At 35.9% G+C, this 16,515-nt stretch carries 14 protein-coding genes and 1 tRNA gene; 9 read left to right on the top strand and 6 right to left on the bottom strand.

The genetic code is table 11. The features are described 5' to 3' along the window. Positions 1-34: 34 nt before the first annotated feature. Genes GTK47_RS11490 through GTK47_RS11475 form a run of 4 tightly spaced genes read left to right on the top strand, consistent with a single transcriptional unit; the run spans position 35 to position 3,440 of the window. Positions 35-1,078 carry an ABC transporter permease gene (locus GTK47_RS11490; RefSeq protein ID WP_165123301.1) on the top strand — a complete coding sequence of 348 codons (1,044 nt, stop codon included), beginning with the start codon at positions 35-37 and terminating at the stop codon, positions 1,076-1,078. Beyond that, positions 1,078-1,908, top strand: a complete 831-nt coding sequence (locus tag GTK47_RS11485; protein WP_109393907.1) for an ABC transporter permease — start codon at positions 1,078-1,080, stop codon at positions 1,906-1,908. The genes GTK47_RS11490 and GTK47_RS11485 overlap by 1 nt, the downstream gene beginning before the upstream one ends. Next, on the top strand, positions 1,901-2,737 hold the full coding sequence (locus GTK47_RS11480; RefSeq protein ID WP_165123299.1) for an ABC transporter ATP-binding protein: 837 nt from the start codon (positions 1,901-1,903) through the stop codon (positions 2,735-2,737). Before GTK47_RS11485 ends, GTK47_RS11480 begins: the two co-directional genes overlap by 8 nt. After that, positions 2,724-3,440, top strand: coding sequence for an ABC transporter ATP-binding protein (locus GTK47_RS11475; protein ID WP_206535906.1), 717 nt, complete (start codon positions 2,724-2,726; stop codon positions 3,438-3,440). The genes GTK47_RS11480 and GTK47_RS11475 overlap by 14 nt, the downstream gene beginning before the upstream one ends. A gap of 110 nt (positions 3,441-3,550) precedes the next feature. Here GTK47_RS11475 and GTK47_RS11470 read toward each other — a convergent pair whose 3' ends face one another. Beyond that, positions 3,551-4,195: a YchE family NAAT transporter gene (locus GTK47_RS11470; protein ID WP_023581980.1), complete on the bottom strand. Its 645-nt coding sequence runs from the start codon at positions 4,193-4,195 to the stop codon at positions 3,551-3,553. A gap of 515 nt (positions 4,196-4,710) precedes the next feature. Between GTK47_RS11470 and adhE the strand changes: the two genes are divergently transcribed. Then, entirely contained in the window at positions 4,711-7,377 is a 2,667-nt protein-coding gene (adhE, locus tag GTK47_RS11465) for a bifunctional acetaldehyde-CoA/alcohol dehydrogenase (protein ID WP_165123295.1), read from the top strand. 1,227 nt (positions 7,378-8,604) lie between these two features. Here the strand turns inward: adhE and GTK47_RS11460 are convergent. Continuing rightward, on the bottom strand, positions 8,605-9,201 hold the full coding sequence (locus tag GTK47_RS11460; RefSeq protein ID WP_023581977.1) for a thymidine kinase: 597 nt from the start codon (positions 9,199-9,201) through the stop codon (positions 8,605-8,607). A gap of 509 nt (positions 9,202-9,710) precedes the next feature. Here GTK47_RS11460 and hns point away from each other — a divergent pair. Beyond that, positions 9,711-10,115 (top strand): histone-like nucleoid-structuring protein H-NS, encoded by a 405-nt coding sequence (gene hns, locus GTK47_RS11455; RefSeq protein ID WP_165123293.1) that lies wholly within the window; start codon positions 9,711-9,713, stop codon positions 10,113-10,115. A 231-nt stretch (positions 10,116-10,346) separates the two neighbouring features. Here the strand turns inward: hns and GTK47_RS11450 are convergent, their stop codons facing one another. The 3 genes from GTK47_RS11450 to rssB all read right to left on the bottom strand — a co-directional run bounded on the left by GTK47_RS11450 (position 10,347) and on the right by rssB (position 13,663). Further along, positions 10,347-11,354: an NAD-dependent epimerase gene (locus tag GTK47_RS11450; RefSeq protein WP_165126586.1), complete on the bottom strand. Its 1,008-nt coding sequence runs from the start codon at positions 11,352-11,354 to the stop codon at positions 10,347-10,349. A gap of 200 nt (positions 11,355-11,554) precedes the next feature. Continuing rightward, on the bottom strand, positions 11,555-12,463 hold the full coding sequence (galU, locus tag GTK47_RS11445) for a UTP--glucose-1-phosphate uridylyltransferase GalU (RefSeq protein WP_165123291.1): 909 nt from the start codon (positions 12,461-12,463) through the stop codon (positions 11,555-11,557). Positions 12,464-12,643: 180 nt separating this feature from the next. After that, entirely contained in the window at positions 12,644-13,663 is a 1,020-nt protein-coding gene (gene rssB / locus GTK47_RS11440; RefSeq protein WP_165123289.1) for a two-component system response regulator RssB, read from the bottom strand. A gap of 149 nt (positions 13,664-13,812) precedes the next feature. Here rssB and GTK47_RS11435 point away from each other — a divergent pair, with 149 nt between their 5' ends. From GTK47_RS11435 to GTK47_RS11425, 3 genes are all read left to right on the top strand, one after another. Continuing rightward, a complete protein-coding gene (locus GTK47_RS11435) occupies positions 13,813-14,286 on the top strand; it encodes a YchJ family protein (protein WP_165123287.1) in 474 nt (157 codons plus the stop codon). A 38-nt stretch (positions 14,287-14,324) separates the two neighbouring features. Further along, positions 14,325-15,173, top strand: coding sequence for a formyltetrahydrofolate deformylase (purU, locus tag GTK47_RS11430; protein WP_069368973.1), 849 nt, complete (start codon positions 14,325-14,327; stop codon positions 15,171-15,173). A gap of 256 nt (positions 15,174-15,429) precedes the next feature. Next, positions 15,430-15,514: transfer RNA gene (locus tag GTK47_RS11425), tRNA-Tyr, on the top strand. A gap of 33 nt (positions 15,515-15,547) precedes the next feature. On the opposite strand, the gene GTK47_RS11420 is transcribed toward GTK47_RS11425, so the two are convergent. After that, positions 15,548-16,411: a LysR family transcriptional regulator gene (locus GTK47_RS11420; RefSeq protein WP_165123285.1), complete on the bottom strand. Its 864-nt coding sequence runs from the start codon at positions 16,409-16,411 to the stop codon at positions 15,548-15,550. Between the last annotated feature and the right edge of the window lie 104 nt (positions 16,412-16,515).

Raw genomic sequence — 16,515 nt, 5'->3', positions numbered from 1 at the left:
TCTATTTTTTGCCATTTCACTAGGCTATTGCTGTATGAATACTGCTATGACGTTATCTATTCGTCTAAAAGGTCAGTTAATTACCTTTGCTCAAGGAATATTGACTCTGGTGCTGACTCTTTTAGGGCTTCTTGTCATCACTTTTACGCTTTCAGCTCTTTCACCTGTTGATCCTGTCTTACAAATTGTCGGTGATCACGCAAGCCTTGAAACCTATAACCAAGTAAAACATGAGTTAGGCCTAGATTTGCCTATCTACATGCAGTTTTTTCATTATGTAGAAGCCCTATTGCAAGGGCATTTAGGTACAGCAACATCAACAGGTCAACCCGTTCTTGATGATTTATTGGCGACTTTTCCCGCCACATTAGAATTAGCAACCGTTGCATTATTGATTGGTGCCAGTCTTGGTATTTTATTCGGCGTTTTATGTGCGCGTTTTGTGGGAACACCGCTCGATTTTATTTTGCGAATTCTGACGCTATTAGGTAGCTCAGTCCCTATTTTCTGGCTAGGTTTGATTTTGCTATTGATCTTCTATGCCACATTACAATGGACGGCTGGTCCTGGGCGATTAGACGATATCTATCAATTCACCATCGAACCCGTAACGGGTTTTGCATTAATTGATACGTTATTAGCTGGCGATAAAGATGCTTTTTTTAATGCGTTATCACACCTTATTTTACCGGTTTCTTTATTAGCTTATTTTGCCCTTGCTTCTATTACTCGCTTAACTCGTTCAGCCTGTTTAAACGAAATGAATAAAGAGTATGTCACGTTAGCAAGAGCAAAAGGTATTGGTGAATTACGTATTCTTTTTTATCACGTACTGCCTAATATTCGTGGTGTTTTAATGACCATTATCGCCTTATCTTATACTGGTATGTTAGAAGGTGCCGTATTAACAGAAACGGTCTTTTCTTGGCCGGGAATTGGTCGATATCTCACAACAGCACTTTTTGCAGGTGATACCACAGCCATTATGGGCGGTACTTTAGTTATCGGCTTATGCTTTGTCTTTATCAATAATATGACCGATATCGTTATTCGTTTGACTGATCCGAGGCTCCGCTAATGTCATCTCCATTTTTAAGAAAAATAGCGCGTTCGCCTTCTGCATTTATCGGTTTATCGTTGCTCATTTTACTGTTAATTATTGCTATTTTTGCACCTTGGTTAGCCCCTTACGATCCGAATTGGCAACATGCTGCCCAACGTTTATTAGCACCCAATGCTGAACATTGGCTAGGGACAGATAATTATGGGCGAGATATTCTTTCTCGACTTATTTATGGTACTCGCCCAATGCTAGGCTTAGTGGGGCTGGTGGCGCTTATTACGCTACCTTTAGGATTATTAATTGGGATTTTATCTGGGTATTACGGTGGTTGGACTGAGCGTATTTTAATGCGATTCACTGATATTGTAATGTCGATGCCTTCTCTTATTCTCGCCTTCGCCTTTGTCGCAATGTTAGGACCTGGCCTGCTAAATGGTGCGTTAGCACTGGCTTTAACTGCATGGCCGGCTTATGCACGACAATCTCGTAGTGAAATTCAACATTTACGCAATAGCGATTATCTTGCGGCTGCCGAAATGATGGGTATTAAAGGTCTTCGACTGTTATGGGGACATATCTTACCACTATGTTTACCTTCAGCCATTGTGCGTTTAGCACTTAACTTAGCCGTAATTATCCTCGCAGCAGCCGGATTGGGCTTCCTTGGATTAGGCGCACGCCCACCGATGGCGGAATGGGGAGCGATGATCGCAGAAGGTATGCCCGTTATTTTTGATCAATGGTGGATTGCAGCTATTCCGGGTACAGCAATTTTAATCAGCAGTCTGGCATTTAATTTATTAGGTGATGGATTACGTGATGTATTGGGAGATACCCATGAATAAAACACCATTAATTGAGGTAAACAACCTCTGCATCGATTTTCCAAAGGCAAGAGTTGTCAATAATATCTCTTTTACTTTGGGGCAAGAACGTTTGGCGGTTGTTGGTGAATCTGGCTCTGGCAAATCAATGACCGCTCGTGCATTAATGGGCCTTGTTCGTCATCCAGGAAAAGTCAGTGCAGAGACACTGAACTTACAAGGAAATAATCTATTAGATTTTTCATCTCGCCAATGGAATAACATCCGTGGAAATACGATTTCAATGGTATTACAAGATCCTCGCTATGCATTAAATCCTGTAAAAACCATTTATCAGCAAGTAGAAGAAACCGTAAAACAACATCAAAAACTTTCACGCCAAGATAGGCGTCAACTTATCATCGATACCCTACTGTCTGTCGGCTTACCTGAACAGAATATTTATCGTTATCCCGGTGAATTATCAGGTGGTATGGGGCAGCGAGCAATGATAGCGATTGCGCTAATTAATAACCCGACTATTTTAATTGCCGATGAACCAACATCTGCACTTGATGCTCAGTTACGCCATCAAATTCTTGAACTGATCACTACTCAGTGTGAACAGCGTAATATGGGTTTATTACTGATTAGCCATGATTTACCCCTTGTTGCTGAATATTGCGAGCGCGTAATGGTGATGTATCAAGGCGAACAAGTTGATGAACTCGATGCTAAAGCGCTACCGACTGCTTCACATCCTTATACACGTACACTTTGGACATGTAGGCCTAATGCAAGCACTTATGGCACTCAATTGCCAGTATTAGATAGAACGCTTAATTTTAAGGGACTACATCATGCTAATTGACATTCATAACTTACATGTTCAATTTGAACAAGGTAAACAAGCAAAGCACGTTGTAAAAGGGATCAATCTACATGTTCAACAAGGCGAAACCTTTAGCTTAATTGGTCGTTCTGGTTGTGGAAAATCGACTGTTTTACGCGTGATCGCAGGATTATTGCCTCATTGGCAAGGTGATATATCGCTTCTAGGGCAAACAATCAAACCACAACAACGTTTTCAAGGGACATTACGCCGTAATATACAAATGGTATTTCAAGATCCCTACGCCTCTTTACATCCTCAACATCGTATTGAACGCGCATTCTCCGAACCTTTAAAAATTCACCAAATTCCTTTTGATAAAGAGACAATTGAACAAGCATTAGCCCAAGTTGGTTTGCCTGCTGATGTGGCAAGTCGTTACCCTCATCAACTTTCTGGTGGACAACGTCAACGCGTCGCCATTGCAAGAGCCCTTTTATTGCAACCTCAATTATTACTTTTAGACGAACCAACCTCAGCGCTAGATATGTCAGTACAAGCAGAGATCTTAAATCTACTTAACACACTGAAAAAAAAGCATAACATGACTTATTTACTCGTCAGCCATGATGCAGATGTTATCGCACATATGTCGGATAGAGCTGCATTAATGGAAAATGGTGAATTAACACAACATTATGATCGAGATGCGTTATCAAAAGGAATACATCGTCTCGATTGAGATAAAAGAGAATAAATAAAAGAAAGGAACCGAGCAGTATTACGTTATTAATACTGCTCTTTTTAATAGTACTGTTTAGTTGTACCGTTTTTAATTGTTCTGCGCTGTGTTTAAGCTAATAAGCCTGGGAAAATGGAACGTAATCCAGTCACAATAAATTCAATACCTAACGACATTAATAATAAGCCCATTATACGAGTAACCACGTTAATGCCGGTTTGCCCCAAATATTTCACTAATAGTGTTGCACTGCGAAACAACAACCAACAACAAAATGCAAAAAAGATACTCGTTGCGGCTAATCCTAAAAAGTTAGTAAAACCTTCCCAACGAGAACTCCACACAATACAAGAACTGATTGCTCCGGGTCCTGCCATTAATGGTAATGCTAAAGGCACAACTGCAACACTATTACGTACTGCGGATTCATTTCGTTCTTGATTATTTTGTTTATCCTCTCCTAAACGCCCATTTATCATGGTCATCGCAATGGTAACAATCAGCATTCCCCCTGCTATACGAAACGAGTCGATAGAAATACCGAAAATACTCAGTATAGAATCACCGATTAACAGAGAAGAAACTAAAATAATTGCAACGGAGCCATTCGCAATTAAGTTTGTTTTGTTACGCCCAGCATCAGTTTGATAACTCGTCATACTGATAAAGACAGGCAAAATACCAATTGGGTTTACAATCGCAAAAAGACCAACAAAAAATTTAATATAACCGGATAAATCCAGCAGTGACCCCATGAAAAGCCCCTTCTTGGCTAATAAACATGCGAATTATTCTATAAAAGATAGAATAACTCCAAAAAATGCGCGTTACTTTAAATCAATAAACCAGTTAATTCTATTAGTTAACAAGTTTTTACCTAAAATATTCTCTTGTAAACCGATCAAAACCTAGTGGTTTAATTTTATATCGAAATAAACTATACGACAAAAAAATCGTTGAACATTTATTGCATATAAGAATCATTCTCATAAATAGCCTTGCTGAAAGGTGTCAGCTTGCTGATTTTGTGATATACGTCACGTTAATTAATTAGAAAGATGGTAAGCTGTTATCATTCGAAGAAAGAGGGTTACTTCGAAAATATATTTGCCTTTATTATTGTTTTTTTTTAAGTTTTTTAAGCAAATTATGCCCTCTAATAATTATTACTGAAATAAGCACATTGTCATCTATCTAAGCTATTCTTATTAGTTATGATGAAAACGGCTAATTTGCTTAAAAAATTTAACATTTTATCAGGAGTCTCTTTATGTCTGTAACTAACGTTACTGAACTCAATGATTTGGTTGCTCGTGTAAAAAAAGCTCAACGTGAATTTGCTAACTTCTCTCAAGAACAAGTTGATGCTATTTTCCGTGCTGCTGCATTAGCTGCCGCTGATGCCCGTATTCCTCTTGCAAAATTGGCTGTTAAAGAGTCTGGTATGGGTATCGTTGAAGATAAAGTGATCAAAAACCACTTTGCTTCTGAGTATATCTACAATGCGTATAAAGACGAAAAAACCTGCGGGATCTTATCTGAAGATCTGACTTACGGTACAATGACCATCGCTGAACCTATTGGGATCATCTGTGGTATCGTACCAACAACTAACCCAACTTCTACTGCGATTTTTAAAGCATTAATTAGCTTAAAAACACGTAATGGTATTATCTTCTCTCCACACCCTCGTGCAAAAGAAGCGACAAACCGTGCTGCTGAAATCGTCTTAAATGCAGCTATCGCAGCAGGCGCACCAAAAGATATTATCGGTTGGATTGATGAGCCTTCAGTCGCTCTATCTAACGCATTAATGCACCATGATGATATTAACCTGATCTTAGCGACAGGTGGTCCAGGCATGGTTAAAGCAGCGTATAGTTCTGGTAAACCAGCTATCGGTGTTGGTGCAGGTAATACACCAGTTGTTATTGATGACTCTGCGGATATCAAACGTGCCGTAGCTTCAATCTTAATGTCTAAAACTTTCGATAACGGCGTAATTTGTGCATCAGAGCAATCTGTTATCGTTGTTGACAGCATTTATAAACAAGTTCGTGAGCGTTTCTCTACTCACGGCGGTTATATGCTGACAGGTAAAGAATTAAAAGCAGTTCAAGATATCATCTTAAAAGACGGTAACTTAAACGCAGCTATTGTGGGTCAACCTGCAACAAAAATTGCTGAAATGGCCGGCATTGAAGTACCAGTAAACACCAAAATTTTAATTGGTGAAGTAAAAGAAACAACAGAAGCAGAGCCGTTTGCTCACGAGAAATTATCTCCACTATTAGCAATGTATCATGCTCAATCATTTGAAGATGCAGTACTAAAAGCTGAAAAATTAGTTGAGATGGGTGGTATCGGTCATACTTCTTGCTTATACACAGACCAAGATAACTGCCCTGAACATGTTGCCTACTTCGGCGACAAGATGAAAACATCTCGTATTTTAATCAATACTCCAGCATCTCAAGGTGGTATTGGTGACTTATACAACTTTAAACTTGCTCCTTCTCTAACATTAGGTTGTGGTTCATGGGGTGGTAACTCCATTTCTGAAAACGTAGGACCAAAACACCTTATCAACACTAAAACCGTGGCGAAAAGAGCAGAGAATATGTTGTGGCATAAACTTCCTAAATCTATTTACTTCCGCCGTGGTTGTTTACCTATCGCACTGGAAGAAATTGCAAGCGATGGTAAAAAACGTGCCTTTATCGTGACCGATGGTTTCTTATTCAACAATGGTTATGTTGATGAAGTGACTCGTGTACTGAAAAAATTTGGTGTTGAAACAGAAGTCTTCTTTGAAGTTGAAGCAGATCCAACATTAAGCGTTGTGCGTAAAGGCGCAGAACAGATGAACAGCTTTAAACCTGACGTGATCATCGCATTAGGTGGTGGTTCACCAATGGATGCTGCAAAAATCATGTGGGTTATGTATGAGCACCCAGAAACCCACTTCGAAGAATTAGCATTACGCTTTATGGATATCCGTAAACGTATTTACAAATTCCCAAAAATGGGTGTGAAAGCACAAATGGTTGCTATCACAACAACATCAGGCACAGGCTCTGAAGTAACACCATTTGCAGTAGTAACTGATGATGAAACAGGTCAGAAATACCCATTAGCAGACTATGCATTAACACCAGATATGGCTATCGTTGATGCAAACCTTGTTATGAATATGCCTAAATCTCTGTGTGCATTTGGTGGTTTAGACGCAGTCACTCACGCATTGGAAGCTTATGTTTCTGTATTAGCGAACGAATATTCTGATGGACAAGCACTGCAAGCATTAAAATTACTGAAAGAATATCTGCCTGCAAGTTATCATGAAGGCGCTAAAAATCCAGTTGCTCGTGAGCGTGTTCATAATGCGGCAACTATTGCTGGTATTGCTTTTGCTAACGCATTCTTGGGTGTTTGTCACTCAATGGCGCATAAATTAGGCTCTGAGTTCCATATTCCTCACGGTTTAGCTAATGCGTTATTAATTTCAAACGTTATTCGTTATAACGCAAATGACAATCCAACAAAACAGACTGCATTTAGCCAATACGACCGTCCTCAAGCTCGCCGTCGTTATGCAGAAATTGCTGACCACTTAGAGCTTTCAGCTCCAGGTGACCGTACAGCAGCTAAAATTGAGAAATTATTAGCTTGGTTAGAAGAAATGAAATCTTCCTTAGGAATTCCATCTTCTATTCGTGAAGCTGGCGTTCAAGAAAGTGATTTCTTAGCAAGAGTTGATAAATTATCTGAAGATGCGTTTGACGATCAGTGTACTGGTGCTAACCCACGTTACCCACTTATCTCTGAACTAAAACAACTGTTATTAGATTCTTACTACGGTCGTGAATTTAATGAACATCCCGTTGTTGAAGTGAAGGAAGAAACAAAACCTGCTAAAAAAAGCAGTAAAAAATAATCGAAACACGCTGTGTTAGTGTGATCCTCAATATTTCGGTTATTTATTCTTAAATAAACACCCAGTCTTATGGCTGGGTTTTTTTATGGCATCTTACTTATCTATATACATTTTTCTACTGATTTTTAAGATTGAAGAATAAGGTGCGATAAGTCACTATTTAGTCACAAATAATAAGCGTTTACACCTAGTTAATGAGTTTAAGTTTTGCTATAAAAATAGCGTCTTTCTTTGTATGTTTATAATTAGCTCTAAAAAAGGCGCTGAACAACTTATCTCTTAAGTCTCATGTTTGCATTACCACATTATAAAAAGTGCCTTATAATTGATTACAGAGCCTTTCAAACTCCTCTCCTCTTTCATTAGTTGGTATAATTATTTCACTCTTACCTTATTTTCCTCATAAAATGACTATAACGAAATGTTATTTGAAACCATCGTGTTCGCATTACGATTTGCAATCGTACTTTTATTCTTACCTGATAAAGAAATAAATAGACTTAATCAGGTTGAGTATTAATTAGCGATCAAAATATAGAAATATAAACATTTTATATCTCTAGCTATCTTGGATTTATAAGAAACATAGTTTCAATAAAATATTATCAAAATAAGGTTTGTTAGCTTGAGTCTGTAAAGTAATAACGTAATAAAGGTCGCTATTTGTGCATTCTACTTGGAAATTACTCCTTTAGGAGTATGAAAGGAGCGTGTTTATCCGTATTAACAGGCATAAAGTGAAGTGTTTTATTTCTTCAATAACAATTTAAGCATCCCAAAATCGACATCTATAAAACCCGATATAAATGTTTCATTATACTAACCATAGATAAAAGAAATATTTCTTAGTATTTTATGACTATCTTTATTCAATTTTATTAAACTATGAATAATATAAATGTATCAAATGTCTCTCTCTCTTATCATTTGTAAAAAACTATATCGACATCACAAAACAAACACCTTACGTATATTTGATTATGTCTTTTTTGATTAATGATAATGAAATTGATGAAATAAATAAATTTTCCCATAAAAAAACAACATATCGTTACAGGAAAAAATCAAACCCACCGCAATTTGATATAAAAAAAGCCAATTAATTGGCTAAAATTTAAAAATATATAAACATTTTTTAGTATTACGTAATATAACACTTTATTTGAATTCTTATTTCATCCCCCTCTTTCACCCTCGCAAATTAGCAAAAGAGGGAAAATGAAAAGGTTACTCTTGTTCAATACACCCTTTTAGCGTTGCCTGTGTATAATGCTTACGGCAGACTGAAACATATTTTTCATTTCCACCAATTTCAACTTGAGCACCATCACTCAGTACATTTCCTTTATCATCTAAGCGTAATACTTTATTTGCCTTTCTACCGCAGTAACATACTGTTTTAAGTTCTACGAGCTTATCAGCCCATGCTAATAAATAAGCACTACCTGTAAATAACTCACCTCTAAAATCCGTTCTGAGCCCATATGTGAGAACGGGAATATCATAGGTATCCGTTATTTCGCAAAGTTGTTCGACATGAGCCTTACTTAAAAATTGGCACTCATCAATCAATACACAATGAATAGGCTGTTTGTTATGCTCAGCAACAATAACGTCACGGATATTCATATCATCACTAAAGAGTAATGCATCCGCACTTAATCCTATTCTTGAACTAATCTTTCCCTTTGCAAAGCGTGTATCAATAGCCGCAGTAAAAATCAATGTGCGCATTCCTCGTTCATTATAGTTATAAGAGGATTGCAATAAAGATGTTGATTTTCCAGCATTCATGGCTGAATAATAAAAGTAAAGCTGAGCCATCAGCTCTCTCCTTAAATAGTGTTTATTTTCACGGGCGACAGTCTAACATAAACAATCTACAAGTTATCCATAACAAGTATTTATTACCTTTATTTCTATTCTAGATATACCATCAAAAGATGAAGTTCGTTGTTAATGCTAATTTTCGCTTAAAAAATAAATAGCTTTAATAAGTACTTAACATATTAAAACACACCTTGATATACCTTTATTAAAGTATGAAAGTTAGTCCGATTCCATTTTTAGAAAAAAGTCCGTTATTATAAAAAAATGAACAAAGCTTTCTATTCTTTAGCATTAGCGTTATCATCAGTTAAAAGATGCATTTCCTTACTAATATTTCCTTTATTGACTAAAGATGCCTCAACTTTTATTATTTTTTTCGTTGAGATATTAGTTTAAAAAAAAGAAATTTTACGTAAGGTTTGTATTTAGGTATTGCAGAAATTTAAATAGCAATCTATTATTAGTATTACATCAGCCAACAACATTTATTTGAGACCAGGAAAATGAGCGAATCTTTAAAAATATTAAATAACATCCGTACTCTCCGCGCACAAGCAAGAGAAACTTCTTTAGAAACTTTAGAAGAAATGCTTGAGAAACTCGAAGTTGTCGTTAATGAGCGTCGTGAAGAATTCTCATTAGAAAAAGCAGCTGAAGAAGAACGTGTTCAGAAATTACAAAAATACCGTGAAATGTTAGAAGAAGCCGGTATTGATCCAACAGACTTACTTGAAGCAAGTGCTGTTAATAAAACTGGCCGTGCTAAACGTGCAGCTCGCCCAGCTAAATACTCTTACGTTGATGAAAATGGTGAAACTAAAACTTGGACAGGCCAAGGTCGTACACCAGCTGTAATCAAACGTGCAATTGACGAAGAAGGCAAATCATTAGACGATTTCCTTATCTAATTTAAGTCAATACTCTATTTGAAATACCCTTTTAAATATTTAAAAGGGTATTTTCTTGTTTACCTCATTTAATTAAACAAGCGTTTAATTTTAATATGTGCTGATGTTGTTTGTATTAGATGTAGGTAAGCCAAAATAAAAAATGTAATAACTACGTTATTTATTTTTATTTATAATGAAAAAGGAGCTTTTATAGCTCCTTTTTTCTTTGATTTAATTAAACTGATATTATTAATTTTTATAATAACTTAAATACCAATCAACAAACTGTTTTACGCCATATTCTACTGCTGTATTCGGTGAAAAACCGATTGTCTCAGACAAATCTTGGCAATCAGCACAAGTAGAAAGGACATCACCGTCTTGCATCGGCATTAAATTCAATTTAGCTTTAATATTGAGTGATTTTTCTATCGCTTCAATAAATGCCATCAATTTCGTAGGTTGCCCATTACCCACATTATAGATTTTATAAGGTGCGGAACTTGAAGATGTTTCACCTTTTTCTACTGTCCAGTTTTCATCTGTTTCTGGAACAATATTAACTAATCGAACCACTGATCCTACAATATCATCAACATAAGTGAAATCACGCGTCATATTTCCACCGTTATAAACATCAATAGGTTCACCAGCTAACATTGCTTTAGTGAACTTAAATAATGCCATATCAGGGCGCCCCCAAGGACCATATACCGTGAAGAAACGTAATCCAGTTGTTGGTAGTTGATATAGATGTGAATAGCTATGAGACATTAATTCATTGGCTTTCTTTGTTGCTGCATATAATGAAACCGGATGGTCAACACTATCTTCTGTTGAGAAAGGCTGTTTCTGATTTAAACCATAAACAGAGCTTGAAGATGAGTAGATAAGATGTCCAACTTTATTATGGCGACATCCTTCTAATATATTAATATGACCAACGATATTCGCATCAATATATGCCATTGGATTTTCAATCGAGTAGCGAACACCCGGTTGAGCAGCTAAATGAATAACTCGGTCAAATTGGTGTGATGCAAATAATTGAGCCACTTTTGCTGAGTCAACGATATCAAGTTTCTCAAAATGGAATTTTTCTAGCTGTTGTAATTTAGCTAATCGAGCTTCTTTTAAGCGCACATCATAATAATCATTCAAGTTATCTATTCCGACAACATGATAACCCATTTCGATTAAACGCTGACTCATATGATAGCCAATAAAACCCGCAGCACCTGTTACCAATATTTTCATATTATCACTCAAATAACCCAATAATTTATTTTTTATGTCAACGCTATCATGCTTAATATCACCTTGATTAAACATCATAACGCTTAACATCGTCATACATTACAGAAATCAACATGGCTCAATACTAAATGCATTGAGCCATACCTTAATCTCTTACAATCGCTTTATCTAGCTTTTCCCACAAAATAATAAGCTTTATATCACTGTATCTTTAATGATTTTAGCCATTGTGCAAAATCTTCGCCAAACTCTTCGTGCTGTATTCCGTACTCTACGAACGCTTTCATATATCCTAGTTTATTACCACAATCGTGGCTTTTCCCTTGTAGGTGATAAGCTTCAACAGGTTCTTTTTCAATCAGCATTGCGATCGCATCAGTTAACTGAATTTCATCTCCGGCACCTGGTGCAGTTTTTGCTAATAGCGGCCAAATATTTTCAGATAACACATAACGCCCTACGATAGATAAATTCGAAGGTGCTTCTTCTTTCTTAGGTTTTTCAACAACACGAGTAATTGGTTTGCTATCACCTGGACATAAATTTTCGCCCATACAATCAACAATACCATAATTAGAGACTTCATCTTCAGGAACAGGTTCAACAAGGATTTGACTTGCGCCTGAACGTTCAAAATGAGAAAGCATCTCTCTTAAGTTAACTTTTGTTAAATCTGCACTATATCTATCTAAAATAACATCAGGCAGGATAACAGCGAAAGGTTCATCACCAATTAATGGTTTAGCACATAAAATGGCATGGCCTAATCCTTTTGCTATTCCCTGACGAGTTTGCATAATAGTGACATGGCTTGGACAAATGCCTTGTACTTCTTCTAATAACTGACGTTTAACTCGTTTTTCTAAAATCGCTTCTAATTCAAAACTCGTATCAAAATGGTTTTCAATTGAATTTTTAGATGAATGTGTGACAAGCACAATTTCATTAATACCTGCTGCAATACATTCATTCACTACATATTGAATAAGAGGCTTATCAACCACAGGCAACATCTCTTTTGGAATTGCCTTGGTTGCAGGTAGCATTCTTGTTCCTAATCCAGCAACAGGGATCACCGCTTTTCTAACTTTACGCACTGCTGATGACATTATACTTCTCCTGCAATTCGTACCGTTCTACTTTCAAATATGAATGGGTACAATTAAAAAATAATCGCCAGAGTATACCAGCTAATATCTAAGGATAAACAGAGTCCTACCTGTTAATTGAGATAGTTCTTCATTTATGTTTAATATATGCACGATATTCTGTTTTTATTTAATCTAAATTTAACTTTTATAGATAGGGGAAAACATTAATTTAATCTGATTTGTGTTATCCCAAATTTTACATTGCCAATTTGTTCCCTCACATTTTACTTGATTAATATATAAAAGTTGCAATGTGCCTAAAGGGACACCACTATTTAATTCAAATTTTTTACTTTCTGTTTTTATTTCAGCTTTTAATCCTGCTGATGCTAATAGTATATTTTTTTTCTGAGTATGATAATAACCGAGTGTAATAGGAAATTGTCCTTTCACCCCAATCTCATTAAGCATTTTATTTAGTTTATTCAACATATTATACATACTTGGTAAAGATCGCGCTTTTTCTGATGATTTTAATACATCATTAAAAAAAACCCGTAAGAGTAAAGCGACCAAAAGCCCATTTTCATCATCTCTCGATATATCGACACAATAGAAAATAATTTGATCTTCTGATAAAGCCGCAATATCAAATAATAAACCCATTTTAGCGATATCATTTAATTGACGATAATTAACACAATATCCCGCAACAACTTGCTTAACCTGAGGTTGCATCTGTTTTATGAACGACTGAATATAATGGGTATCTTTTCGTAAGCTATTCCAAAGTGGTTCTAAATGTATACCTTCTATTAATACTGATTCAAAAAAGCCAGGACATAATACTTCAATAACTTTTTGTTTTAATTTATCAAGATGTGTTATTGGCTTAAGAAAAATTTCTTGTGCCCCTAAACGCAACATATCATCTATTTCAGCCATATTATCTGTACATGAAATAGCAATAACAGGAATAGCCAGTTTTCGTTGTTCAAGATGACACAAAAAAGTGGGTCCATTCATTACTGGCATACGGATATCACATAAAATAAGATCAGGGAGTAATCCCTCCTCTAACAAAGATAATGCTTGGCTACCATTATCTGTTGTATAGACGCAAGCCTTCTCATGTGAGAAATATTCCGTCAACATTGTGCGAAAAACGACCTCATCATCAATTATTAAGATTTTTTTACCCACTAAGGCTTTGTTCATTGGTGACTCCGGTAACTATCGTTTCACATGCTGATTAATTAGCGTTACATTATTAGTTTAGTTCAACATTGACGTTAATTATTCCCAATCGTTACTTTTTTCAATCTATGGGAAATCGTCATACTGATAACGTGAGTTAGGACATTATTTTGTCGAGTTTATGCCCCTGTAATAGCCAATTATTCTACTCTGATTGCTGCGAGCCTTACCATTTAGGTCAAAAAAACGCCCCTACAGCAGAAGCATTGATGCGTTCGCGTTATAGTGCGTTCGTTAAACATAATGCTAATTACTTAATAAAGACGTGGCATCCTTCTTGTCGTGTTGCATCCCTGCATGATGAATTAGTTTCAGGCTTTCCAAATACACAATGGCTTGGACTCAATGTTATCTCATCGCAAGCGAGCACAGATAAAAATGAGGCATATGTTGAATTCTCGGCTTGCTTTATTGAAAGAAATGCCGATGATAAACAGTACTTACACGAACGCTCTCGTTTTCTAAAAATAGATGACTGTTGGTTTTATATTGACGGTGTGAAACCGAAAGTGGGACGAAACGATCCCTGCCCTTGTGGTTCAGGACGTAAATACAAAAAATGTTGTGAAAATAACATCAAATAACTGCAAACACAGAAGTAAAAGAAAGGATTTATCCATACATGCAACACCAAAATACTCAAAAAAAAATACTGCGTACTATTTGCCCTGATGCAAAAGGACTTATCGCTAAAATCACGAATATTTGCTATAAACATCAATTAAATATTGTTCAAAATAGTGAATTTGTTGATCATCGTACAGGTCGCTTTTTTATGCGCACAGAGCTGGAAGGTATCTTTAATGATGAAACCTTTCTTGCAGATTTAGATGATGCTTTACCACAAGGCTCAAAACGTGAATTAAATACCGCAGGCCGTCGTCGCATTGTCATTATGGTGACAAAAGAAGCACACTGCTTGGGTGACTTATTAATGAAAAGTGCATTTGGTGATTTGGATGTTGAAATTGCCGCCGTCATTGGTAACCACGACACGTTAAAACATTTAGTAGAACAATTTGGTATTCCTTTCCATCTTGTTAGCCATGAAGGCTTAACTCGTGATCAACATGATGAAAAATTAATTGCACAAATTAATCAATACAAACCTGATTATGTTGTACTCGCAAAATATATGCGTGTATTAACACCTGCATTTGTACAAAATTTCCCAAATCAAATTATCAATATTCACCACTCTTTCTTACCAGCCTTTATTGGTGCACGTCCTTACCATCAGGCTTATGAGCGCGGTGTTAAAATCATTGGTGCAACAGCACACTACGTAAATGATAATTTAGATGAAGGCCCAATCATCACTCAAAACGTGATTAATGTTGATCATACGTTTTCTGCTGAAGATATGATGAGAGCGGGTCGAGATGTTGAAAAGAATGTTCTTAGCCATGCTTTATATTGGGTACTTTCACAACGAGTTTTCGTTTACGGTAACAGAACCATCATTTTATAAGTTTTCTGTCACTAATAACGCACACATTACGGCTATCTAAATGTAAACCGCGATATAAAACATATCGCGGTTTATTTTTTTATCTCTTATTAATAGGGATCATATTGCTTAAAATCAATACGATAGCGCATAAAGCTTGAACGATACGCGCATTTTTACAGCAGTCAGTCGATTTTTAGCAAAATAGCGCTTTACAGATCTCAGGTATTTGGTATTATTGCGCCCGCTGTCACGGACAGCAAAACAATTTAATGTTGGTGGGATACCCAAGCGGCCAAAGGGAGCAGACTGTAAATCTGCCGTCACAGACTTCGAAGGTTCGAATCCTTCTCCCACCACCATCTCCTCTTAGTTTTACTCTCTAAAAATTCTTATTATTCCATTTTATCAATTAAATCCAAAAATCGATTCAATACACTTGAGTGATATTTAGATTTATAGATATAACAGCTATACCGTATTTCAGGTTGCGTTAATGGTATAAAACATAAGTCTGCTTCGTACTCATTTTTCAATGGATTTTCGTCAGTTAATAAAAGAGAATGATGCGTTTGAATAAAACGTAAACAGCAATTAAGATCATCCATTATTCTGACACATACAGTTTTTCCTCTATTCCCAATTTCGCTCTCTAATTTTTTTATCTTAGCTGTCTTGTATAATGCCGGATCACATAACCAAATATTTTCACTTAAAAGCCTATCAATATTATTATTCACATTATTTACGAGTATTTTTTGACAACAAATACCTAAGTATTTATTTTCTATTTTATGAAGAAGGCTAAATTTTTCACTAATAATTTTTTCAGAGCTTAATATTAATGTATTACCATCATAGTCGGGTATTTCTTCAAAGTTTTCTTTTGAAAATCGCATGATATTTATATGGGAATAATTTTTATTTGCTGCTTGATAAAACTGAGTTAAATACTGACTTTTTCCCCAATCATAATAAACATGAATGCTATTATTTATAATACCTGATATATGTTTTTTAGTTATCTCTTTCTCCTGAAGATAAAGCGATTTTAAATCATTATAAAGTTCAAGTCCTTCTTGGGTTAAACTCATACCAAACTTCTCTCGCTTAAATAAACGCTTTCCTAACACGGCTTCAAAGTCTTTGATAGATTTAGCGACGGGTGGTGTCGTGCGATTCATCACACGCGCGGCTTTACTTAATGAACCATTTTCGACTACAGCCATAAAGGCTTCTAACTTACGAGAAAAAAACATAATTCACCATTCCTTTGCTGTGTAGAATAAAATAATTTCATCAATTTATTTAATGTAAATAAAATAGTGATTAATTAATTTAAAATTTAATTTTATATAAAGGC

This window comes from Proteus sp. ZN5, from assembly GCF_011046025.1.
Taxonomy (GTDB): Bacteria; Pseudomonadota; Gammaproteobacteria; order Enterobacterales; family Enterobacteriaceae; genus Proteus.
Note: the sequence above shows the minus strand (reverse complement) of the source record. Positions and strands in the feature narration are given on the sequence as shown.